Origin of the sequence: Alteromonas lipotrueae, assembly GCF_019249255.1 — a bacterium.
Lineage (GTDB): Bacteria > Pseudomonadota > Gammaproteobacteria > Enterobacterales > Alteromonadaceae > Alteromonas > Alteromonas lipotrueae.
Genome location: NZ_JAESDJ010000008.1, coordinates 71,403 through 93,639 on the forward strand (window position 1 = coordinate 71,403; position 22,237 = coordinate 93,639).

Sequence of the window (22,237 nt, forward strand, 5' to 3'; positions counted from 1 at the left end):
ACATGTCCACTATTAATTCTATCGACCTAATTCAATTGACCCAAGATATCAAGGCTTGGGGCCGCGCGCTAGGCTTTCAGCAAGTTGGCATTAGCGACATTGATTTACATCAGCATGAAGCCTATTTAACCGAATGGTTAGAGAACGGCTATCACGGTGACATGGCCTTTATGGCTAACCATGGCATGAAACGGGCTCGCCCCGATGAACTTGTGCCGGGCACACTGCGGGTTATTAGTGTGCGAATGAACTATCTCCCTCCAGATGCTTCATTTGCAAAACATTTAAGCCAATCAGACACAGGATATATCAGTCGATATGCACTCGGCCGTGATTATCATAAGGTGCTGCGAAAACGCCTAAAGCAACTAGGTGATAAAATTACCACCGCGCTGAGCAACACGGAATACCGGCCGTTTGTAGATTCAGCGCCTGTTTTAGAGCACGCAATTGCTGAGAAAGCCGGCATAGGCTGGACAGGGAAGCACAGCTTAACCATTAACAAAGAAGCGGGGTCTTGGTTCTTTTTAGGTGAGCTTTTTATCAACTTACCTTTACCCGTTGATTCACCAGTAGAAGAAGGCTGTGGTACATGTACAGCATGTTTAACAATCTGCCCTACTAATGCCATTGTCGCTCCTTATAAAGTGGATGCTCGACGTTGTATTTCCTATCTTACTATTGAATCAGACAAGGATATTCCCGAGGACCTTCGCCCCTTAATGGGAAATCGAATTTATGGTTGTGACGATTGTCAGCTAATTTGCCCGTGGAATCGTTATGCCAATATTACTGAAGAAGAAGACTTTCACCCAAGAAAGGTATTGCATGGGCAAAGCCTAACCACGCTTTTTTCATGGGATGAAGCAACCTTTTTGACCAATACCGAAGGTTCCCCCATTCGCCGAATTGGGTTTGAAAAATGGCAACGTAATATTGCCGTTGCACTGGGCAACGCCAATTATAGTGCACAAACTGTTAACGCCCTTCAGACAAACCTTGGAAAGGTAAGCGATAAAGTGGATCGGCACATTTTGTGGGCGTTAGCACAACAAGAGAATAAGAAAGCAGGCGTAGCGTTCGAAGAGAAGGCCAATAGACAACAAAAAAGATTAACCAGAGCAGTAGAGAAAGGGTTACCAAGAGACGCTTAAGCACGAAGGTACTGGTTAAATAAAGCAGGTTATATTAAAATCTACTAGGTAGTTGCATCGCTGATGAGCACGGACCTAGATGAAAACTTAACACCAACTTGGGTGTTTCCCTCTTCAATATTACTTACTTCAAGCATTTCACCAAATTGCCACCACGACTGGGCTTTCAAGTCGATAAGCATTTGCTCGAAGCCCGCATGACTGCCTAAATATTCCCCAGTAAACTCACATTCGGATTGCGTGCATTGAAACGTATTCAGGGTCAGTTTTTGCCCACTCGGGTGAAACGCTAAAAATTCCGTTATTTCGTTTTGAACCTGAAAGTCTGATAGGCCTTCATTCATAGCAAAATTGTGACTGTTTTCTGGGGTCTGAATGTTTGATTCGCCAGACATTTGAGGGGTGGCTTTAATCACCCTGAGATTGCTACTTGCAGTGGTACGCGAACGCTCCAGCACAGTATTCAAGCGCTCTTTCTCCACGTTGGAACTTGCCAACTTTCCGTGGTAAAAGCCGAACTGATAACCTGTCACGGCAATAAAGAGGATGAGTACAATAACAACCCAGGGTTTCATGATTTCCTTACCAGCTTGTTGGCGAATCGTAGCTACTGATATAGCTACTCATATAACTACTTATGATAAGGCGCACTGAGTTCGTGAACTGAATTCACAAACACACCTGCATTTTCTGGTGGTACATCTAAGTGAATACCGTGGCCTAGATTGAATACATGGCCAGAACCTTCGCCATAGCCCGATAAGATAGTGCCCACTTCTTCACGAATTCTTTCTGGTGAGGCATAAAGCATGGAAGGGTCCATATTGCCTTGTAACGCTACTTTGTCGCCAATGCGCGCACGAGCTTCTGCAATATCAATAGTCCAATCAAGGCCGACTGCATCGCAACCAGTAGCAGCAATAGACTCTAACCACATGCCACCGTTCTTGGTAAACAAAGTAACCGGTACTTTTCTGCCATCGGCTTCACGGGTAAGTCCATCAACAATACGCGCCATATATTGCAATGAAAAGTCTTTATAGTCTCGTGGTGACAACACACCGCCCCATGTATCGAAAATCATGACTGATTGTGCACCTGCTGCTATTTGGGCATTCAGGTATTCCGTTACGGAATCGGCCAGTTTCTCTAATAAAGCATGCAATATCGCCGGTTCAGCAAACGCCATTTTTTTGATTTTAGTGAAGGCTTTACTAGAGCCACCTTCTACCATATAGGTAGCAAGTGTCCATGGGCTGCCAGAGAAACCAATTAAAGGCACGTCGCCATTCAGTTCACGGCGGATGGTGCGCACTGCATTCATTACATACTGCAGTTCGCCTTCTGGGTCTGGCAAACCAATTTTATCTACGTCAGCTTTGCAGGTGATCGGTTTTTTGAATCGCGGACCTTCCCCCGTTTCAAAATAGAGCTCTAAGCCCATCGCATCTGGAATCGTTAGGATGTCTGAAAATAAAATAGCAGCATCTAAGGGAAAACGACGAAGAGGCTGTAAGGTAACCTCACAGGCAAGCTCGGCATTTTTGCATAAAGACATAAAGTCGCCAGCAACAGCACGAGTTGCTTTGTATTCAGGTAAATAGCGACCAGCTTGTCGCATCATCCATACAGGCGTGACATCGACAGGTTGCTTTGATAACGCCCGTAGGTAACGATCATTCTTTAAAGCGGGTTTAGCAGCACTGGTAGCTTTTTGCGACATATGTTCACCTGAAATTAGAAAAATAAAACGGCGAAATTATACCAGTATTCATTTCCTTTTGTGCTAAAAAGCTGTCGTAATTTGGCAACTTGCGACACTTATGCCTAATATTGCGACGAACAATACTTGAAAAAGGGGCTTGCACTAATAGTAAGTGTTTGCTACTAATATATACAGCAACGAGAAAGAAGCCCGCAAAGGGACCGTGCTAAACTCATTGAAACCCTGCTTCGGCAGGGTTTTTTATTTGTCTTCTAATTGCGACAGTGTTTTAGCGATGAGCTGGCCTGCAATCGAGAATGGCGGTGGAATAGTTGGCAATGCATCAACGCTAAACCACTGTGCATCATCAATTTCGTTTTCCTGACACCGAATTTCACCACTTTCATACTCAGCAATAAATCCAACCATTATTGAGTGTGGAAATGGCCAAGGCTGGCTATCGATGTAACGTAGGTTCTTTACTTTTACCCCTACTTCTTCGAATACTTCCCGATGGACGGCTTCTTCTAAGCTTTCGCCACTTTCTACAAATCCAGCAAGGGTAGAATACATATTCGCTTCTTTATGCCTGACGCCTTTTGCCAGTAGCAGCTTTTCATTGTTGTGAATTGACACAATAATGCATGGCGATACGCGAGGATAACTTCTGTGATGACACCGATGGCAATGTACTGCCATTTCCCAATTTACTCTTTCGGTGTGCGAACCACATTGCCCACAGAACTGATGAGTTCTTAAAAAATGGACATATTGCCAAGCGCGACCTATGACTGAAAAACCAATATCTTGTTGCTCGAACAATAATTGCCGTAACGAAACCGACTCCCATTGTTCATCTTCTATCGTTTCAGCGCCAAGATCTACAACAAAGACAGGTTCGTTTCTCTGAGCAGATTCGTGCAATGGAGGGAGTTGATGAACCTCTTCGCGATAATTTTCGAGAAAGGTAAACTCATTGATATGCGCTAAAGGAACGTTTATTTCGCCCTTACGAATGACTATCCGACCTTTGGTAAAAATGATCCACTGCCCGATTTCAGTCTCGATTTCACTGTCACTACGCTTTATCATCATAAAACTGTCATCCACCCATTAAAGATATACAAGGTAAGGTAACATATATTTAATTACGACAACTCAGTGGGTTCAATTTGTGTCGTATAGGCTGAGTGTTATACTAGGTTAAAATGCTGGTAAATAACAGGCGCTGAATTAGAACAAGCGCTGATTGAAAGGATCATGAAATGTTACAGCAGTTAGAGAAGGTAAAAGTAAAATGGGGCGGTAAAAGTGACACTGTCGATAATTGGCTGTTAGCCAGACAGTCACTGCTTGTGTCCTATTGTCACTTAGCCGGTTTAGACCAGCAAGGCGAGTCATTGCCTGAGGCAAATGACATTGCTAATTTTTGTGAAAACCTAATGGATTACCTTTCCGCTGGGCACTTCGAGGTCTTTGATATGTTGGTTGACGATGAGGTAGAAGGAAAAGCGTTAAAACAGCGTCTTTACCCAAAACTTACGCAAACCACCGACTCAGCCCTACAGTTTAATGATAAATTCGCAGAGGCACTTACTATTGAACAAGCTGCTGTTTTTGACAGTGAGCTTGCGAATATTGGTGAAACTCTTGAAGAGCGCTTTGCTTTAGAGGATCAATTAATCGCACACATGTACGCCAATGTAGAGTAAGTAAAGTAGGCGAACATCTGTCATTAATGACGTCATTATCAATATAATTAGTAAAATAGCCACGGTAACAATAAATGAATAAAGCCACGCTTATCCACAAAGCTCGCGCATACTGCGAGCAAAGAGGCGCTAGATTTACCCCTCTTAGAGAGAAAGTGTACGAAATATTAGTCGCTAAGCATGGTCCAATGGGGGCCTATGAATTATTAGATGCGCTAAAAGAGACAGAGTCCGGTGCAAAACCTGCCACCGTATACCGAGCGCTTGATTTTTTACTCGATTTCGGTTTTATTCACCGTCTTGAGTCGACCAATGCATTTGTCGCCTGTTATCATTTTGGTTGTAACCATCCTGTACAGTTTCTTATTTGCGACAGTTGTGGTGACGTTGCAGAGATACAGTCTGAAGGTTTGAAAGAAACATTAGATAGTCAGGCAGAGGCCAATGGCTTCAAAGTATCTAAACAAACAATAGAGGCGCATGGTCTTTGTGCTGATTGTCAACAAACGGAAAATACCGTTGCAAAGGAGCACTCCCATGAATGCTGAGTTCGTTAATCCGTTTATCTCGGGTTTACTCAATGTGTTAGAAACCATGGCGCAAACCAAGCTTACTCCAGGTAAACCTAAGCGTAAGCAAGGTGAAGTAGCTAAAGGTGATGTATCTGGATTAATTGGTATGGTGGGCCCTAACGTACGTGGCTCTATGTCTATTACCTTCGAAGAGTCGTTAGCGCTAACAATTATGGAGCGCATGGTTGGAGAACGCCCTGAAAAACTCGATGCAGAGGTTGGGGATATGGTTGGTGAAGTCACCAACATGATATGCGGAAATGCAAAACGCGACCTTGCAGATCGCGGTTTTGAATTTGGAATGGCGACACCAATTGTTGTGTCTGGTAAGCAGCACACCATTAGCCATCAGGTCAGCGGCGCGAAAATCATCCTTCCATTTATGTGCGATGAAGGATTGGCGCACTTAGAGATCTGCTTTGACAAATAATTCCTGGTACTCTGAAAAAATTACATTACCTGAATTTCCTCGTGGCTTTCATTTAGTAACAGAGTATATAATTAACGCTTTGCCCATGCTGGAAAGTATGGAGGTAGGCCTTCTTCATTTATGGCTGAAACACACCAGTGCTAGCTTAACAATAAATGAAAATGCAGATCCGACTGTTAGGTCGGATATGGAGGCCTTCTTTAACTATAGTGTAAAAGAAAACTTGCCCTTTTTCCGGCATACTTACGAAGGTAGTGATGATATGCCAGCTCACTTGAAATCAAGTTTATTGGGGTGTCAGGTTTCAATACCGGTGGAAAAAGGGAGGCTACAACTTGGTACTTGGCAGGGCATCATGCTAGGCGAGCACCGAGATATTGGCGGCCAACGAACGATTATTGCCACATTACAAGGGCTAGCGACATCGCCTATATAACAAAGCGGCATATTAATTGCTTAGAACAACTAAGCACAAGCTAGAATTATCATAAATCGATAATCACTCAACGTTTAACAGGATGTGACTATGAAAAAACACTTTAAATTAGCGGCGCTTTCGCTTGCCGTACTTTCATCAACTGCCTTTGCACAAGATTCTTCTGAGCCAGAGTACAAAAACTGGTTTGGTATTTCTGGTCTGTATTACAACACTGACGTTGAACGTCCTACTACTGAAGTGCTAGATGACGGTCAAGGCGTATCATTCGAATACGGTTTCCGTTTCACTCAAAGCTGGGCAGCACGTGTTGAATTTACGGCTCTAGAACTAGACTACGTTGGTGGTTCTAGCGATGATGGCGAAATGGTAGGTGTAGATGCACTTTATTTCATGCCTAACGATGCATGGTACTTATTCGGTGGTGTTAAACGCCAATCAGTCGGCGAGTCAACAACACTAGGTAACATCGGTATTGGTAAACACTGGGATATCTCTGAGTCTGTTAAGATTGTTACAGAGATTGCTACTTACCATGACTTTGGTGAAGACTATAACGACTACAGTGTGAAACTTGGTTTAGCTATTCCTTTCGGTAAATCTACACCTTCTGCGCCAAAAGACGCAGACAACGATGGTGTAATCGACAGCCGTGATCAGTGCCCTATGACACCAGCTGGTGTTCGTGTTGACGCAACGGGTTGTAGCGTGGATAACGACAACGATGGCGTACTTAACAGTGTAGATCAGTGCCCTAACACGCCAGCAGGTACTACTGTTGATGCTAAAGGTTGTGCACTTAAAGATGCTGACAACGACGGCGTTGTAGATGCGAAAGACATGTGCCCAGACACAGCTGCTGGCGTTAAAGTTGACGCTAAAGGTTGTACAGTATTTGACGAAGAAACGGTAGAAATTACACTACGCGTTCTTTTCGACAATGAAAGTTCTGTTGTTAAAGCACCTCGTGACCCAGAAATCTCTGAATTCGCTGAATTCATGAAGCAGTACACTAACACTACTGCAGTAATTGAAGGTCACACTTCTGCACCAGGTTCTGAAGCATACAACATGGATCTTTCTGAAGACCGTGCTGCATCTTTCAAAGAAGTAATGGTAGACATGTACGATATCGATGCTAGCCGTTTAGAAACTGTTGGTTACGGTGAGACTCGTTTACTAGATACAGCTAAAAATGCCGAAGCACATCGTGTTAACCGTCGCATCTCTGTGACTGTTAAAGATACTGTTAAGGTTCCTGAAGAGAAGTAAGCTTCTTTCAGACACAAAAAAAGGCGCCTAATGGCGCCTTTTTTATTGCTTTTTTCTTTTCTTTTCTTTTCTTTTCTTTTCTTTTCAACAATTAACCTTGTTGCCATTCATCGACAGCAAACGTTTATACTTGGTTAATATTCGTCAGGCATTGCTGGGCCGGCATAATTGTCAAAACGAGAGAACTGGCCTTGGAACGTAAGGCGACTGGTTCCGATAGGACCATTACGCTGTTTACCTATAATAATCTCTGCTACGCCTTTCTCTTCACTGTTCTCATGATAAACCTCATCACGATAGATAAACATAATAAGGTCGGCATCCTGCTCGATAGAGCCAGATTCACGCAAGTCTGAGTTTACTGGGCGTTTATCTGCTCGTTGCTCTAGACTTCGGTTAAGCTGCGATAGGGCAACTACTGGCACTTCTAATTCTTTTGCTAATGCTTTGAGTGAGCGAGAAATTTCAGCAATTTCCAAGGTTCTGTTGTCACTTAGTGAGGGCACACGCATAAGTTGAAGGTAATCAATCATGATCAAGCTTATACCACCACGTTCGCGAGCGAGTTTACGCGCACGGCTTCTCACATCCATGGGCGTAAGGCCAGATGAATCATCAACAAATAATCTGTCTTTGTCTTTGAGCATCGCCATGGTGTTAGAGATACGCGCCCAATCTTCGTCATCTAACTGAGCGGTACGAATTTTGGTTTGATCCACTCGACTAAGTGACGCCAGCATACGCATCATGATTTGTTCAGAGGGCATCTCTAAACTAAACACTAAAACCGGCTTTTCCTCGGACATCATGGCATTTTCAACCAAGTTCATCGCAAAGGTGGTTTTACCCATTGAGGGACGCGCCGCAACAATAATAAGGTCTGAGGGCTGTAAACCACTGGTCTTTTTATCTAAGTCCGTGAAACCTGTAGTAACACCGGTTACTTCTTTGTTGGTTTTAACCAAGACTTCAAGACGGTCAATGGTCTTACCTAAAACCGCTTCTACATCACGGGGGCCTTCATTTTCGCCGGTGCGACGCTCTGCTATTTCAAATACTTTGCTTTCCGCTAAGTCGAGAATATCAGCGCTGTCACGACCCTCGGGGTTATATCCAACTTCTGCGATTTCATGGGCTACACCGATAAGCTCACGTGTAATTGCACGTTCACTGATAATTTGCGCATATGACACCACATTCGCAGAACTTGGCGTATTTTTTGCGAGCTCTCCGAGATAAGCAAAGCCACCTGCATTTTCAAGTTCATCGTGCTTTTCAAGCTCTTCAGAAACCGTGATGAGGTCGACCGGTGCGCTTCTGTTTAATAAACGAGTTATGGCGCTATATATGGTTTGATGCGAGCGGTTGTAAAAATCGGTATCGGTAACAAGTTCCGCTACTTTGTCCCAACTTTCTGGATCAATAAGCATACTGCCAAGAACAGACTGTTCTGCCTCAATACTATGAGGGGGAACTTTCAACTTCTCTACATTATTATCGCCTTTTGGAGGGGATACCACTTACACTACCTACTCTGTTTACTTGAAGCACGGCTCACTATTATGCGCTTTTGCGCAACGTTGAACAATGGAGGAAGGGATCATAAATGAAGGTTAACAAAAATTATTAACGACTAGCGAAATCCTAACGTTTGTGAAGCGCTTGTCTTGTAAGGGCTCTTCCAACAACTTCACCCCAAGATGGTTATCTTAGAGCGTTTTTTCAATGCGAAAAAAGGTGCCGTCAAAAACGGTATAAGCAACATTATGCTCTTGAAACAGCAGCACTGAGCCTAACGCCTGCGGGCCATTTGCACAAGAAAGCTCGACCTGCGAGATTTTCCCCTCGTCGAAACCTAACGCATTTCCCTCTATTTTAAAACTAGCGGCTATTTCGTCAGAATCAATTTTCTTCTCGGTATACTCGGGTAATTCACATGCCTGCTGATTTAAATGTGCACCATCTGAATGGTAAACCAACGAACTACCTAACACGTCGTTAGCTTCTGTAGCGCTGTGTGCTGAGATACCTGGCTGGTAAACTTGGGTTACCACCCATGTGCCTTCAAAGAAAGCAGGATCTTGTACTGCGCACCCTAATGTTAATACGCTAATGCTTATTGCACCGGCTATCAGACCGTGAAAGCGCCAAAAGCGTTTTAAATGGCTAAGAATATTCAAAGCTCTTTCCCTAATTATTGATAATTTAGCGCTATTTGCGGATATCGACGTTGCTATTTTGACGTGGGGAGATTCGTTACGTTCACTAGCGTGGGGTAAATAGACACAAAACTGCGGCAGGCAGATCAATTGCGTATTAATTATGCGCAATATGGATTAGCACCCTGTCGCAATCTGGTACTAATCTGCCTTAACTTAATTTATATATGGGGGCGTTAGTGCTTATTTCAAGCAAAAACGCCAATGCTTTGCTTCCCTCGGCTGCTGTTGCTACTGAGTATCTAAGGTAATACGCCCATTTACCGTTGAGATATCAACACTCGCAGAACCACCATTATTGATAAATCGCAGCCAGCTGCTGGGGCCGTATTTTGGTTTTTTAACCGCATCGCTACTAACGTTATTAATAATCTTGCCACCTGCATGGGTCTCAATATCAAATTGTGCAGATACTTTAGGTTGAAGATTAAAACGTAACTCTCCGCCTACTGAACTGGCTTTCAGTCGCCCGTTTTCATTTAAATGCAGGCGCGCATTCGTGGTACCATTCACGGTGGTCACACTAAGAGAGTCTATCTTCTCTAGGGTTAAATCTATGCCACCATTAACCGTTTCCACAGCTACGTCAGGACTGGATGTACTTAACCTTAGGTCACCATTAACGGCAACGAAAGACACACCTTCCTTACCTGAATGAACGGCTTCTACATCGCCATTTACCGTTTCAATATCCAGTTTTCCTTTAACATTATTTAACACAATGTCACCGTTTACCGACTCTACTTTAACCCGATTTCCAATGTCGGTTAGGTCTACATCTCCGTTTACCACTTCAACATTAACACTTTGGATAATGTCGTTTATTTGCACATCAGCATTAATCGCGGTGTAGTTAACGTCGCTGGATTTGGGCACAAAAATAATCAGGTCATCGCCTTCATCTTTGTTTTTCCACCAGTGCTTGCCGCTACGCTCCACTTCAACATGAATAACGATAACATTGCCACGTTGTTCGAATATAAACTCATCGGTGTTTTCACCCAGTTCACCGGTAACGTGTACTTGAGGTTTATCCCAACCTCTAATTTCAGCGTCACCGTTGACGTGCTCTATATCAATTTTAACGTTATTTGGGGCATCAAGTACGCGGTCTATTTTCTCGCCGGCATGCGCAGTAAACGCCAACATTGTGCTACTTAAAAGTACACCATGAAAAAGTACACTAGCTAAGGTTTTGCGAATGATAGTCATAATAAAACTCCTTAAATTTGTTGCCATTTGGGCGCGTGCACTCGCTCAATTAATGTGATTTGCTGTTGATATACGTGTTTTAACATCTTTAATAGTGCTCGATTATTTGGATCATCTTTTAATGCTGCTTTTATCACGCCAGCAGCATCGTCTAATTCTTTTAATTGCGCCTGCCAGTTTTCACTTAATTCTGGCGCACTGTCGTAACTTGCTAGCAAGGATGTCATCTGATCATCTTGCTGCTCACTTAGTGCATCAACTAACGCATAGCCTGCGAGCTTAGGTTGTTCACCACTTGTTTCATCCGTGGTAAAAGCTGGCGAGAAAAACCATATAACACTGACTAGCATCGCACTCGCTGCCATCGCCAACCAAGGTTTGGTAGATAAGCGAGCAATTGTGCCGCGCTTGTCTTGGCCTGAGGGCTCGTTATTTAGCCCATTTTCATCGGCTTTGCCGCTTACTTGGCTGTGTAGTGACAATTCAATACCGCGCCATAAATCTCTTTCAGGCTCACGAGTTTTAGGTAGGCGTTGAATCTCAGCCTCTAAGGCGTTATCAAACTTATTCATCTTCACACCCCATCCAGGTTTTTAGCAGTTGTTTAGCGCGGTGAAACTGCGCTTTGCTGGTGCCTACTGCCATGTCTAACATTTGTGCAATTTCTTCATGCCTATAGCCTTCAATAGCGTGCAGTACGAAGACCATTCGTGCTCTTTGTGGCAATCTAACCACTAATGCTTCTAAATCGACTTGGCTACTGTCTGCCTCTGCTGGCATCTCCATCGCTGGACTGGTTTCAATATTAAACATACGCTGCACCCAATTGCGCTGTTTGCGCAAATACGACACGGTCACATTGGCTGATACACTATGTAACCAAGTTGAAAACTGGCTTTGTCCGTCAAATCTGTCTAACTTTGACCATAACTGAATAAATACTTCTTGTGTGGCGTCTTCGGCGAGACCACGGTCGCCTGTTAAACGGAAGCACAGCGCGTACACTCGCCCGACATGGTTATGATACAAGGTTTTGTAGGCCACTTTATCACCCTGCTTAGCCGCGAGGAGAACCGCGGCTTCGTGCTGGCTTTCATCATCGTTAGTCAAGTTGGTAACCTTTGCTAAAGTGCGCTCCATGACAATCTCATTTTTTTTCGTAAACCGATTTTTTCAACATTTTTGGCTTACCTTCTTGTTATTCTTAAAAGGTTAGTCGTACCCTATGTGATAAAGGTTTAAATTAGCAATAACTTATTTTTGGAGTTTGTATGTCCTCACCCTTGAAAGTTGATGCTTTATTCGCAGGTCAGCCCCAACCACTTGGCCCTCGTGGTGCCCCGAGTAGTATTGTAAAAAGCGCGGTTTCACAGCTAACCGTTCATCTTGATTGTACCGATGAAGATCAACAATCAAACAAGAAACTTCATGGTGGGCCTGAAAAGGTTTTGCATCAATTTAGCCCCCTTCATTACTTCACGCTGCGCAAACATTTCCCAGAGGGTGTGTTTGAACCCGGTAGTATTGGGGAAAATATCAGTGTGGATGGTATGGACGATGCCACGGTTTATATCGGCGACGTATGGAAGTTTGGTGAGGTTGTGCTGCAAGTGAGTGCACCGCGAGCACCATGCAGTAAAATATCCCAGCGTTTCAATATTCAAAACCTAGACAAATTTGTAGGCGAGCGAGGGATAACAGGTTGGTATTACCGCGTGCTTGAAACCGGTGCAATTAACGTCGGTGACTCAGTAACCTTGGTTAACAGAGAGGACGACACCGTTAATGTGCAAACACTCATGCGCTGTGCGCACACAAAAACCGATGTCGAATTAGCGACCAACTTGGCTAACTTAACCATTATTGATGATGAATGGCGGGATAAATGCGCACGCATAAGCCGAAAAGGCTAGTTGCGCGCTGTCAGGCTATCCCCCTCCCACTCGTGACGCACTTTTTGTCCTTGTTTTAAACGCTCGGCCCCGCGAATGACAACTAATTGAGTGGGGTCTACTTCACCAAATACTTCAATTCTACTCCCCATACCTATACCGGTTTCTACTTTAACTTGCTGAGCCTCATTGTCTTGATTGAGCTGGTAAATGTAAGTACCGGATTTTCTTAAAACGAGTGCATCTCTAGGAATAGTCACGCCACCATGCTCCTCACTACTCGGCACCGCCACCCTTACCGCACTTCCAATTGGAAAGTCTCCAGGTTTAAGCGCGATACGCATTTCCATCATGCGAGAATTTTCATTGCCCACAGGGACAATAGCCCGCACCGACTCCATTACCCCGTGGGTTTTACTTAGCACATTAACCTGCATGCCACTCTCGATAAAGGGTAATACGGAGAGCGGCGCCTTCACCTGCACCTCGATATTATTGGGATTTACCACCCGAATCAGTGTTTGACCAATACTCGTGTATTCCCCTGGGGTTTGTATGCGGTCAACCACCAAGGCGTTAAATGGCGCTTTTACACTACTTTGTCGAATGTGATATTCAGTTAAATTTTTTGCCAGTGTGGCTTGCTCTAGCTCCTGACGTGCATTTTCTAAATCAGCCACTACGGTTTCCAATTCTCCTCGCGACGTGTTTTTACTGGCTTCCAAATTTTCGTAACGTGCCAAGCGCTTTTCGAACAAGGTAACCTGAGCGCGCCACCTTGCAATATTAGATTGATTTTGACTGAGCGTGATTTGCAATCGGGTATCATCAATTTTTGCTAAAGCCTCACCCGCTGCGACACTATCTCCTACATTCGCCATCCACGTGATTCGGCCATCAACCTCAGAGGCGACATCTGAATCAGTTCGACTCATTACGGTACCAGGCACCCAAGTTAATGCGGTTATCGCCTCTTCTCTAGCTTCATCAACTTGAACCAACATCGCAGGAGGCACTTGCTCCGCTTCTTGTGCAATAAGGTTCAGCGACAAGCAACACACGCTAATGCCTACGAGGGCTATTTTAATGTTCATAGTGGTTGCATCCTTTAATTTAAGTCTGAAAATTTGCTTAGTTTTACGATTTTTGTTGGCATACCGCTCGGCGTACCATCAATCGGGACTTTTACTTTGTCTTTGAAGCCAAAGTCGGCTCTTGTCAGTCTAAGTAGAGTGGGCAGCAACACTAAGGTGAACACCGTGCTAATTGACATCCCTCCGACTATCACCGCTGCCAACCCGCGATAGATAACACTGCCAGCGCCAGGGAGTAATAAAAGAGGGAGCATGCCGAAAATAGACGTCAGTGTGCTCATAAAAATAGGTCGAAGCCGCAATTGGATTGCCTGCTCCACGGCATCGTCACGATTGAGCCCATTAGCTTGCCCCACTCGGGTTTGGTGCACCAATAAAATGGCATTATTTACCACTAGCCCAAGCAGAATAATGAAACCAATCATGGTAAGTAAATCCATCGGTTGAAAGGTAAAACTATTCATGATTTTAATGGCCGCCACGCCGCCCACGGTGGCCAGTGGAATAGACAGTACCACTAACACGCTGTCTTTAAGCGATTTGAATAGCCCTGCCATTAAAAGAAGAAGCAATAACATAGCAAACAAGAAATTATCTGCCATTGAGGCAATTGCCCCTTTCAAGCTATCGGCACTGCCGCCATAATGAATTGCCCCATCGGTTGGCATCATCGCCATAATAGCCGGTTCAACATCGGCTTTAATCACCGTCATGGCATCTTCTAAACTCATACCGTCAGGCGGATTAAAATTGAGCGTAAGTGTGCGTTTACCATCAATACGCTGAATGCGACTAGGCCCTACCGTTCGTTTCATCTCGACAAGCTCACCTAATTGCACCACTTCCCCCATGGGGGTCATTATTGGCGTAGCACTTAAATCTTCAGGGGTTGACCATGGTTCTGAGCGGAAAATGATATTCATCCGCTTTGTGCCATTAAAATACTCACCCACATACATTCCATCGCCCATTGCGCGCACTAAACCCGCCATACGCCCGCGATTTAACCCTACCTCAACTAATCGACTGTCGTTGGGATAAAATTGCAGTTCAGGCTCAGACTGTTCCAACGGTGGATTCGCCCGCGCATTGGCGGTGGGGAAAATACTTCTTAGTTTATCAATGCCCGCTTGCGCCGCTACGCTCAGCATGGCTTGATCTGTACCCTGTAAATGAATATCAATCGAGCGACCGTTACCAAAGCCACCGAATAAATTACCTTGTTGCGCGAACGCTTGAGTATCAGGTAAATCTTTTAGTACCTCATCTCGCACAATGGCCTCTAACGCTTTTACTTGAGACTGATCTTTAGCCCTTACCCCTAAAGTGCCGCCGTTGGGCCAAGTGATGATGTAGTAGTTTTTAAGCGCCGGAGATTTTTCACCCTCCATGTAGGGCTTTAATCGCTCGACAATGACCGGCATCACCTCTTCAGCGACAAAATTTTCACTCGCACCTGCGGGTAACATTAAGAAGGCATCTACCGCATCTCGCTTAACGGGGGGCAAATAGTCCATTGATGGCATTAACAAGTAGCTGCCTGTGATGGGAATGCCCATCAGAGCCACTATCATAATAATTCGACGCATACCTGTTGATGATAAGGTCATAATTTTAGTGGTGATGGATTTCCACAGTGGCAATAATTTGTCTTCGGGTACATCTTCTATAAGCCAACGGCTAGCCACAACGGGTAAAACCGTTACGGCAACCACTAACGACATACATACGGCAATAGCGATGGTTAAGGCTAAGTCTGCAAACAACTGTCCTTCAACATCATTTAAGAACATCACCGGAATAAAAATAGCAACCGTTGTGGCTGTCGAAGCCATTAAGGCCCCGAATACTTCCTTTGTGGCTAAATAAGCACTTTCCTGGCGACACATGGCCTTTTTATTTAAGCGAACAATATTCTCTAGCACCACAATGGCGGCATCTAAGACCATTCCTACCGCAAACGCTAACCCAGCAAGAGAAATGATATTCAGTGAACGCCCCGTGATTTGAAGTACAACAAACGTGCTGAGTAAAGAGATAGGAATAGCAAGCGCGACAATGAGCGTGGCTTTTAATTGGCGCATAAACAACCACAAGATGCCGATAGCGAGCATAACCCCGATGAACAGGTTACTGGTAACCAATTGCACCGCTCGCTTAATAAATATAGAAGCATCAAAGGACTGAACCATTACCAATTGTTCAGCTTCTAGGTAAGTTTTGTTTATCTCGGTAACTTTTTTCTTTACCGCATCCAGCGTAGCGAGAACATTAGCGTCGTTTCGTCTATCAACGCGAATAGAAATAGCGGGGTTGCCGTTTTGTACACTATAATTAGCTCCATCTGCGCGGGTAATAGTAATTTCAGCAATATCACTTAGTGTAATTGGGCTGCCATCACGCCATTCTAAAATCATTTCGCCCATTTTTTGCGGTTCGTAACGCCCCTCAAAACGCAGGGTATACCGGCGGCGTCCAACATCCACAAACCCACCAGAAACATCGTTAGCTTGCCCCAATGCGGTAGTGATAGCGGTTAAATCGATACCGAGTTGCGCCGCCTTGAAAGGGTCGAACACAATTTGGAATTCTTCTTCGCCACCTACCCCACTTTCCATACGGGCACGGGCTACGCCGGGTATAGATTCTAGCTGAGGTTTTATCACGTCCGAGAAGTAGGTAACGTAGGTATTTATTTCGTTAGGGTTGCCGGGCAGTCGCTGCATAAAAAAGTAGGTTAGCGCAGGCGCATCCCCCCCGCTGCCTGCCAACATAATATTGGGTGACAACGCATCCCTAGGTAATGGCGGCACTCTGTTCATGCGGCTTATCACTTCAATAAGGGTTTTTTGCATGTCTGTACCCAAACTAAATTGGAGGTTAATCCACGCATTTCCCTGATTCGACCACGCGTTCATCGAGACCAGCCCAGGTATTCCCTGAAGCACCTCTTCTTGTGGTTCTATTATTTCCGATTCAATTTCTTGAGGAGACGCTGCCCGCCAGGAAGTTTGGATATTGATATTGGGTCTTTCAATGTCTGGAAAAAGCTGAACTGGCAAATTGAATAAGCTATATAGCCCAAGAAAGACTAATATTGCGATGCCAATTCCTACCCCAGACGCATTTTTTATTGCTGCACGTGTAATGTCCATAATGAAGCACTATGCTTTTTGTAGTTTGGATTACTATAGGTCGCAACTGTGACAGGAAAAGTTTAAAGCTATATTAAGAACAATTTATGGGTTAACCGACATTTTCGTTTAATGCTGTAAAAAACAGCAATCTATCGACGACCAACGGTCGTAATTTATCATTAATTTAACGAAATAATTAATAACTTGTTACATATTGACGACCGATGTTGATGAGCATCATATTTGTGTATGAGATCATAAGAAGAGTACGTGGGAAAATCTAGAAAACGCGAAAGTATAGTGAGTCTTTTATGAGGAAGTATGTAATGCGAATAACCTTGAGGTGGTTGAGATGCATGCAGATATAAAAAAACCGCTCATAAGAGCGGTTTTTTCGTATACGTCAGCGCTTATGCTTCAGCAATGATGATCACTTTAATAGAAGTGGTTACATCAGAATGAAGTTGTAAGTCGATGTCATATTCGCCAGTGTCGCGAAGTGTGCCAGTAGGAAGTTTAACTTCCGCTTTAGCTACTTCAACACCAGCTGCTGTGATTGCATCAGCAATGTCACGTGTACCGATAGAACCGAAAAGTTTACCTTCGTCGCCAGCTGGCGCCGCAAGAGTTACTTCTGCAAGTTCATTTAGTTTTTCAGCACGTGTATTAGCAGCATCAAGCTGCTCAGCGATTTTCGCTTCAAGTTCAGCACGACGTGCTTCAAACTTTTCAACGTTCGCTTTAGTTGCAGGAACTGCTTTACCCTGTGGAAACAGGAAATTACGAGCGTAACCAGCTTTAACAGCTACTTGGTCGCCCAGACCGCCAAGATTGGCGACTTTATCTAGTAGGATGATGTTCATCTTAACTACCCCTTAATTACGCCAAATTACTTGTGTGAATCAGTGTACGGAAGCAACGCAAGAAAACGTGCGCGCTTAATCGCAGAAGACAGCTGACGCTGATATTTTGCGCTTGTACCAGTGATACGGCTAGGGACAATCTTACCGCTCTCTGTGATATAATTCTTAAGAGTAGCGATATCTTTATAATCGATTTCAGTCACACCATCTGCAGTGAAACGGCAGAATTTACGACGTCTGAAAAAACGAGCCATGGGTGATCTCCTTAAGCGTTATCTTCAGTGGATTCAGGTCTTCTTTCTGCGCGCTCTGTACGAGGTGCAGAATCGTCACGACGCTCACGACGCTCTTCTTTAGTCATAGGAGAAGGCTCGGTTACAGCGTTTTTAGTGCGCATTACCATGTTACGTAAGATAACGTCGTTGTAGCGGAAAGCATTTTCCAGCTCGTCAACAGCTTCAGCAGTCGCTTCAGCATTGATCAATACATAGTGGGCTTTGTGCAGCTTTTCAATTGGGTATGCCAATTGACGACGGCCCCAATCTTCTAAACGATGAATCTGACCATCGTTTTGCTTAAGAATAGTGGTATAACGTTCGATCATACCAGGTACTTGTTCACTCTGATCAGGGTGAACCATAAATACGATTTCGTAATGACGCATTATTGCTCCTTACGGTTGTAGCCTCGACAGTACAGCCAGACTGTATAGAGACAAGGAACCTAGTTAGGGTGGCTGTAAGGGCGCGGATTATACGCACATACCTGCTTTTGTACAAGCATTAATCACCGGCAAATTTTATGTTTGCGCATGTTTTGATGATATAGGGCTAAATACGCTTAATAATGAGGTTGGTAGCGGGACTCGTCGACCTTTTGAAGCGGCTATCAAAAGCCATGGTTGATTCAGGTAGAGAGCAAAACTATAACTGCAATAAAACCGAGCTAATTGTTTAAAAGTTTAGGTGTTTAAAAGGCTAAGCCCGATGCTTAACCTTGTAGTTTACAATGCTGCCTTAAAAGAAAACACGGTTTCATTCTCATCGGAATGCACCATCAAGCTGCCTTTATGTGCTTCAGCAATTTGCGAGGCGATAAACAAACCTAAACCCAAGCCACCGTTTTTTTTGTTGTTTTCATTTCGCCAAAATGGATGAAATAGCTTATCGATAACATCAGCGCTTATTGGGGCCCCCCCATTAGACACGCTAACTGTAAGTGTTTCTTGTTCTACATTGGCTATCACTTTAATAGGCTGCGCTCTATCGCCGTGTACGATCGCGTTAATCAGCAAGTTAGACAGTAACTGGCTGATACGCTCCGGGTCACATGAAAAGGTGCCGTCTATATTGATATTCGCACGTATGTCTCGGTCTGAATGCAAGCTCGATAGTTCAGTTACCGTATGAGCTAAAACGCTTTCTAAATCGCTCACTGGCTTAACGTTTAATTGAATCCCCTTGCCCATTTGCCCGTGCGTAAAATCCATCACGTCACTAATGAGTCGCGTCATGCGTTTAGCGCTGTTATCCATTCGAGATAGCACTTTTTGGGAAGTGGCATCGCTGGCATGGTCAACAAGGAAGTCTACACCCATTTTAAGCGCCGATAATGGTGTTCTCAAATCGTGGCCTAAAATAGCAATATATTGCTCACGCAATTTAGCGGCAGCTTGCTCGCTGATAAGATTAGTTTCAGCCGCGATTAGGCGCTCATCCACTTCCATCTGCCTTGAAATCAGCTCGGCGAAAGACTTTATTTGATTTTCAATTTTATCGGTTTTTAATACCGCAGGAAGTGGGTCTAAACCACAAAGCGTACCGAAAAAGTCACCATTTTTGTTGTAAATGGGGTAAGAAAAGTAACTTTCGAAGCCATACATGATGGGTATTTCGCTTTCTCGATAAACGGTATCTTCTTTAGTGTGCTCAATCACTACTGGTTTCGTAGATTTTCTTACCTGATTGCAAAAGGTGGTTTTGATATCGAGTTCATCGCCAGGTATTAAATTAAAATTCACCTCGTCGAGAACAGCACACATTGTCCAATTATCTTCAGTCACTCTGGCCACGCAAATAAAGCGAAGACCTGTGGCGTCTGATAACATTTTCATAATATGTGGAACAGCTTCTATCGATTGAATAGTGCGAATATCTCGCTCAATTGAAGAATTCATTACATCCTCTTCGTATCTAAGTCATCTTTATCACGCCGATTTTCGGCACTCGATTTCACGCTCTAATAAGAAACAGTGACGCACCTCTTGATAAATTTACTGTTATTCGATGTTACATTGCTAGATAAAGACTAATTGAAGACTGCAATTAAAAAGAAAAACGTAAATTTTTGACCTTGGGCGTAGCGATGTTAAAGCGGTTTTTTCGCCCATGTAGTCACTATACTTAAGTTGAAAAAAAATAATATCAAAAAACCTTAAATACTGTTTATTTATCCAGTTAAATATTGTACAGTTTTATGGTCTATTCATTTAAGGGGACCTAACATGGCCATTACCACGCAGTATGTTGTCACGCACAAAGGGGTAGAAAAATTGGTAACTACCGATAAAAAAGAAGCAGATCAGTACGATAAAATGCTCGACGCTGCCGACAACCTTGCTGAATACATTCAAGCAAAGGGCTTAGGCATTGAAGATAGCCTTGTTGAAGAACTCACTATCATGTTGTCTAAGAATAAAGACAAGGTGAGCAAAATTTTTAAAGGTGCGACAGCCCAGAGTGTACTAGAAGATGAGAGTGCCGACGTGGTAAAGCTTAAAGCCAACGGATAGGCGTTGCAGAAAAGCTCGGCGTGCTTTTACGTGGAGCTAACGTAAATATAAAATGGTTAAAAGCACGCTCAAAAACAATCAGCACAGATTATCCTGTGCGTTTATCCGTGTTAAAACGAGCAATTAACCCGTTAACTTGATTTACGGTGTCACGAAGATCTCGACCAACTTTGAGCGAGGCTTCTGATGACTTCTGCGTTTCTTCCGCACTATCAGCTACATCTACGAGCTGCTGATTAATATGCTCGGCCACGGTACTTTGTTCTTCTACAGCAGAGGACATTTCAACGGTTGCAGAGGCAATACCGCTTACTGCATTATTGATTTCTTGTAGTGCGCCTCGGGTTTCTTCAACAATTGCACTGCCGTGCTCAGCAGACACCAATCCTTCCGAAGACACCTTTACGGCCCGTTCCGTTCTATCAACAAGCTCTTGAATAATGTTGTGAATTTTATCAGTGGACACGCGAGTTTTAGAAGCCAGCGTACGCACCTCATCGGCAACAACAGCAAAGCCGCGCCCTTGCTCACCAGCACGAGCAGCTTCTATAGCAGCATTTAGTGCTAGCAGGTTAGTTTGATCAGCGATGCTAGAAATGATGCTAGCGGCTTCGCCAATATCACTGGTGGACTGAGCAAGCTCGGTAACGGTATCGGAAATTGACTCCACCGCGCCTTTTAATGACAGTATGGCCTGCATCGCTTCTTCAGCTTTGTCGTTACCCATTTGTACGTTAGTCGCGGCAGTTCTAGCGCTAACCGCATTGCTCTCTACCCGTTCAGCCACTTCTTGAATAGCCTGGCTCATTTGAGTTACTGCTGTGGCAATTTGCTGGGTGGCAAGATTCTGCTGAATAATCGTTTTACTGGTTAACTCAGCTTGGCTGTGAGTTGAAACCGCAATACCTTCTAACCCGTCAGATGCATCTTTAATACGGGTTAATGCCGTGCGAGTACGCGCTAGTTCGCAACCTAACGCCAACTTAGCCTGAGCGATATAATCCACATCGGCATAATATGTTTGTGCCACAAGTGCATTACTGTAACTGGCAGGGCTTAACGAAAGAAATTCCCGCCAGTAGCTCCGGCTTTTTGCCGATTGCCAAAACATCATAGTCAGTAATGCAATGAAAGTAACACCTAGGGGTACAAAACCAGCGGTAAAGCCAATCGCTACCAACAATAGTAAAGTTACCACTATCATGGGTGACATGGGTGAAAGTGTTTGACCAAGCTTTGCAGCAAAGGGAATTGGCGATTTTCCGGCAGATAGTCTGCCATATATGCTCGACGCGCGTATTATCTCTTTATCGGCGGCATGAATTCTAACTGACTCATAACCCACCGCGTTCCCCCCCTCGTATACGGGAGTGACGAATGCTGACACCCAATAGTGGTCGCCATTTTCTCTTCTATTTTTGACCAACCCAGCCCAGCTTTGTCCCGACTCTAGGGTTCGCCACATTTCTTTAAACACACCAGAGGGCATATCCGGATGACGAATAATGTTGTGGTTTTTTCCTATCAAGTCTTCTCGTTTATACCCGCTTGCCTCCACAAATTCGTCATTGCAATGTTGTATAACACCACGTTTGTCAGTAGAAGAGATAAGGCGGTAATGAGAAGGGAATTTGTATTCGCGTTGGGTGACAGACTGGCTTTTCTTCACTAATAAGATCCATTGCTATAGCGGTGTTAAAAGTAAATAGGAGAACCCTATTTCTTGGTAATTGCCTAAAAGCGTAGAA

23 protein-coding genes are annotated in these 22,237 nt (G+C 44.1%); 8 read left to right on the forward strand and 15 right to left on the reverse strand.

The genetic code is table 11. From position 1 onward, the window contains the following. Window positions 1-2: 2 nt before the first annotated feature. The gene (queG, locus tag KYS23_RS12530; protein WP_159533737.1) at window positions 3-1,154 is read left to right on the forward strand and encodes a tRNA epoxyqueuosine(34) reductase QueG; all 1,152 of its coding nucleotides are present in this window, start codon (window positions 3-5) and stop codon (window positions 1,152-1,154) included. Between the two features lie 44 nt (window positions 1,155-1,198). Here queG and KYS23_RS12535 read toward each other — a convergent pair whose 3' ends face one another. From KYS23_RS12535 to nudC, 3 genes are all read right to left on the reverse strand, one after another. After that, entirely contained in the window at window positions 1,199-1,729 is a 531-nt protein-coding gene (locus tag KYS23_RS12535; protein WP_159533739.1) for a hypothetical protein, read from the reverse strand. 56 nt (window positions 1,730-1,785) lie between these two features. Continuing rightward, the gene (gene hemE, locus KYS23_RS12540; protein WP_013786381.1) at window positions 1,786-2,877 is read right to left on the reverse strand and encodes a uroporphyrinogen decarboxylase; all 1,092 of its coding nucleotides are present in this window, start codon (window positions 2,875-2,877) and stop codon (window positions 1,786-1,788) included. Between the two features lie 243 nt (window positions 2,878-3,120). Continuing rightward, window positions 3,121-3,954 carry an NAD(+) diphosphatase gene (nudC, locus tag KYS23_RS12545; RefSeq protein ID WP_159533741.1) on the reverse strand — a complete coding sequence of 278 codons (834 nt, stop codon included), beginning with the start codon at window positions 3,952-3,954 and terminating at the stop codon, window positions 3,121-3,123. 170 nt (window positions 3,955-4,124) lie between these two features. Between nudC and rsd the strand changes: the two genes are divergently transcribed. The 5 genes from rsd (at window position 4,125) to KYS23_RS12570 (ending at window position 7,281) form a co-directional block, all read left to right on the forward strand. Then, window positions 4,125-4,571: a sigma D regulator gene (gene rsd / locus KYS23_RS12550; protein ID WP_159533743.1), complete on the forward strand. Its 447-nt coding sequence runs from the start codon at window positions 4,125-4,127 to the stop codon at window positions 4,569-4,571. 74 nt (window positions 4,572-4,645) lie between these two features. Then, entirely contained in the window at window positions 4,646-5,119 is a 474-nt protein-coding gene (locus KYS23_RS12555; protein ID WP_159533745.1) for a transcriptional repressor, read from the forward strand. Then, window positions 5,109-5,573, forward strand: coding sequence for a chemotaxis protein CheX (locus KYS23_RS12560; RefSeq protein WP_159533747.1), 465 nt, complete (start codon window positions 5,109-5,111; stop codon window positions 5,571-5,573). The genes KYS23_RS12555 and KYS23_RS12560 overlap by 11 nt, the downstream gene beginning before the upstream one ends. Further along, window positions 5,563-6,009: a secondary thiamine-phosphate synthase enzyme YjbQ gene (locus KYS23_RS12565; RefSeq protein ID WP_218396787.1), complete on the forward strand. Its 447-nt coding sequence runs from the start codon at window positions 5,563-5,565 to the stop codon at window positions 6,007-6,009. The genes KYS23_RS12560 and KYS23_RS12565 overlap by 11 nt, the downstream gene beginning before the upstream one ends. A 90-nt stretch (window positions 6,010-6,099) precedes the next feature. Further along, a complete protein-coding gene (locus KYS23_RS12570; RefSeq protein WP_159533751.1) occupies window positions 6,100-7,281 on the forward strand; it encodes an OmpA family protein in 1,182 nt (393 codons plus the stop codon). 134 nt (window positions 7,282-7,415) lie between these two features. Here KYS23_RS12570 and dnaB read toward each other — a convergent pair whose 3' ends face one another. The 5 genes from dnaB to KYS23_RS12595 form a co-directional block, all read right to left on the reverse strand. Further along, window positions 7,416-8,801, reverse strand: coding sequence for a replicative DNA helicase (gene dnaB, locus KYS23_RS12575; protein ID WP_013786388.1), 1,386 nt, complete (start codon window positions 8,799-8,801; stop codon window positions 7,416-7,418). 189 nt (window positions 8,802-8,990) lie between these two features. Then, window positions 8,991-9,461: a hypothetical protein gene (locus KYS23_RS12580; RefSeq protein ID WP_218396788.1), complete on the reverse strand. Its 471-nt coding sequence runs from the start codon at window positions 9,459-9,461 to the stop codon at window positions 8,991-8,993. Window positions 9,462-9,731: 270 nt separating this feature from the next. Next, the gene (locus KYS23_RS12585) at window positions 9,732-10,712 is read right to left on the reverse strand and encodes a DUF4097 family beta strand repeat-containing protein (RefSeq protein ID WP_246604382.1); all 981 of its coding nucleotides are present in this window, start codon (window positions 10,710-10,712) and stop codon (window positions 9,732-9,734) included. Between the two features lie 11 nt (window positions 10,713-10,723). Further along, window positions 10,724-11,284 (reverse strand): hypothetical protein, encoded by a 561-nt coding sequence (locus KYS23_RS12590; RefSeq protein WP_218418914.1) that lies wholly within the window; start codon window positions 11,282-11,284, stop codon window positions 10,724-10,726. After that, window positions 11,277-11,852 carry an RNA polymerase sigma factor gene (locus KYS23_RS12595; RefSeq protein ID WP_159533759.1) on the reverse strand — a complete coding sequence of 192 codons (576 nt, stop codon included), beginning with the start codon at window positions 11,850-11,852 and terminating at the stop codon, window positions 11,277-11,279. Before KYS23_RS12595 ends, KYS23_RS12590 begins: the two co-directional genes overlap by 8 nt. Before the next feature lie 131 nt (window positions 11,853-11,983). On the opposite strand from KYS23_RS12595, the gene KYS23_RS12600 reads away from it, so the two are divergent. Further along, window positions 11,984-12,625: an MOSC domain-containing protein gene (locus KYS23_RS12600; RefSeq protein ID WP_218418916.1), complete on the forward strand. Its 642-nt coding sequence runs from the start codon at window positions 11,984-11,986 to the stop codon at window positions 12,623-12,625. Here the strand turns inward: KYS23_RS12600 and KYS23_RS12605 are convergent. From KYS23_RS12605 to KYS23_RS12630, 6 genes are all read right to left on the reverse strand, one after another. Beyond that, a complete protein-coding gene (locus tag KYS23_RS12605) occupies window positions 12,622-13,698 on the reverse strand; it encodes an efflux RND transporter periplasmic adaptor subunit (protein WP_159533763.1) in 1,077 nt (358 codons plus the stop codon). The genes KYS23_RS12600 and KYS23_RS12605 overlap by 4 nt on opposite strands. A gap of 14 nt (window positions 13,699-13,712) precedes the next feature. Beyond that, a complete protein-coding gene (locus tag KYS23_RS12610; RefSeq protein WP_218396796.1) occupies window positions 13,713-16,853 on the reverse strand; it encodes an efflux RND transporter permease subunit in 3,141 nt (1,046 codons plus the stop codon). A gap of 392 nt (window positions 16,854-17,245) precedes the next feature. Then, the gene (gene rplI / locus KYS23_RS12615) at window positions 17,246-17,698 is read right to left on the reverse strand and encodes a 50S ribosomal protein L9 (protein WP_159533767.1); all 453 of its coding nucleotides are present in this window, start codon (window positions 17,696-17,698) and stop codon (window positions 17,246-17,248) included. Window positions 17,699-17,724: 26 nt separating this feature from the next. Further along, window positions 17,725-17,952, reverse strand: coding sequence for a 30S ribosomal protein S18 (rpsR, locus tag KYS23_RS12620; protein WP_013786397.1), 228 nt, complete (start codon window positions 17,950-17,952; stop codon window positions 17,725-17,727). A gap of 11 nt (window positions 17,953-17,963) precedes the next feature. Beyond that, complete coding sequence (gene rpsF, locus KYS23_RS12625; RefSeq protein ID WP_013786398.1) at window positions 17,964-18,362, reverse strand: 30S ribosomal protein S6; 399 nt, start codon at window positions 18,360-18,362, stop codon at window positions 17,964-17,966. 339 nt (window positions 18,363-18,701) lie between these two features. Then, entirely contained in the window at window positions 18,702-19,874 is a 1,173-nt protein-coding gene (locus KYS23_RS12630) for a GAF domain-containing sensor histidine kinase (protein ID WP_218418918.1), read from the reverse strand. A 327-nt stretch (window positions 19,875-20,201) separates the two neighbouring features. Here KYS23_RS12630 and KYS23_RS12635 point away from each other — a divergent pair, with 327 nt between their 5' ends. Continuing rightward, entirely contained in the window at window positions 20,202-20,489 is a 288-nt protein-coding gene (locus tag KYS23_RS12635; protein ID WP_129740309.1) for a YebG family protein, read from the forward strand. An 88-nt stretch (window positions 20,490-20,577) separates the two neighbouring features. On the opposite strand, the gene KYS23_RS20925 is transcribed toward KYS23_RS12635, so the two are convergent. Further along, window positions 20,578-22,158, reverse strand: a complete 1,581-nt coding sequence (locus tag KYS23_RS20925) for a methyl-accepting chemotaxis protein (protein ID WP_218418919.1) — start codon at window positions 22,156-22,158, stop codon at window positions 20,578-20,580. Window positions 22,159-22,237 lie beyond the last annotated feature (79 nt).

Coding starts and splice junctions, on each gene's coding strand:
- KYS23_RS12630 (WP_218418918.1), bottom strand. CDS start 19,874: ATGAATTCTTCAATTGAGCGAGATATTCGCACTATTCAATCGATAGAA.
- rplI (WP_159533767.1), bottom strand. CDS start 17,698: ATGAACATCATCCTACTAGATAAAGTCGCCAATCTTGGCGGTCTGGGC.
- KYS23_RS12560 (WP_159533747.1), top strand. CDS start 5,109: ATGAATGCTGAGTTCGTTAATCCGTTTATCTCGGGTTTACTCAATGTG.
- KYS23_RS12535 (WP_159533739.1), bottom strand. CDS start 1,729: ATGAAACCCTGGGTTGTTATTGTACTCATCCTCTTTATTGCCGTGACA.
- KYS23_RS12605 (WP_159533763.1), bottom strand. CDS start 13,698: ATGAACATTAAAATAGCCCTCGTAGGCATTAGCGTGTGTTGCTTGTCG.
- hemE (WP_013786381.1), bottom strand. CDS start 2,877: ATGTCGCAAAAAGCTACCAGTGCTGCTAAACCCGCTTTAAAGAATGAT.
- rsd (WP_159533743.1), top strand. CDS start 4,125: ATGTTACAGCAGTTAGAGAAGGTAAAAGTAAAATGGGGCGGTAAAAGT.
- nudC (WP_159533741.1), bottom strand. CDS start 3,954: ATGATGATAAAGCGTAGTGACAGTGAAATCGAGACTGAAATCGGGCAG.
- KYS23_RS12590 (WP_218418914.1), bottom strand. CDS start 11,284: ATGAATAAGTTTGATAACGCCTTAGAGGCTGAGATTCAACGCCTACCT.
- KYS23_RS12555 (WP_159533745.1), top strand. CDS start 4,646: ATGAATAAAGCCACGCTTATCCACAAAGCTCGCGCATACTGCGAGCAA.
- KYS23_RS12635 (WP_129740309.1), top strand. CDS start 20,202: ATGGCCATTACCACGCAGTATGTTGTCACGCACAAAGGGGTAGAAAAA.
- KYS23_RS12595 (WP_159533759.1), bottom strand. CDS start 11,852: ATGGAGCGCACTTTAGCAAAGGTTACCAACTTGACTAACGATGATGAA.
- queG (WP_159533737.1), top strand. CDS start 3: ATGTCCACTATTAATTCTATCGACCTAATTCAATTGACCCAAGATATC.
- KYS23_RS12600 (WP_218418916.1), top strand. CDS start 11,984: ATGTCCTCACCCTTGAAAGTTGATGCTTTATTCGCAGGTCAGCCCCAA.
- KYS23_RS12570 (WP_159533751.1), top strand. CDS start 6,100: ATGAAAAAACACTTTAAATTAGCGGCGCTTTCGCTTGCCGTACTTTCA.
- rpsR (WP_013786397.1), bottom strand. CDS start 17,952: ATGGCTCGTTTTTTCAGACGTCGTAAATTCTGCCGTTTCACTGCAGAT.
- KYS23_RS12610 (WP_218396796.1), bottom strand. CDS start 16,853: ATGGACATTACACGTGCAGCAATAAAAAATGCGTCTGGGGTAGGAATT.
- rpsF (WP_013786398.1), bottom strand. CDS start 18,362: ATGCGTCATTACGAAATCGTATTTATGGTTCACCCTGATCAGAGTGAA.
- KYS23_RS12585 (WP_246604382.1), bottom strand. CDS start 10,712: ATGACTATCATTCGCAAAACCTTAGCTAGTGTACTTTTTCATGGTGTA.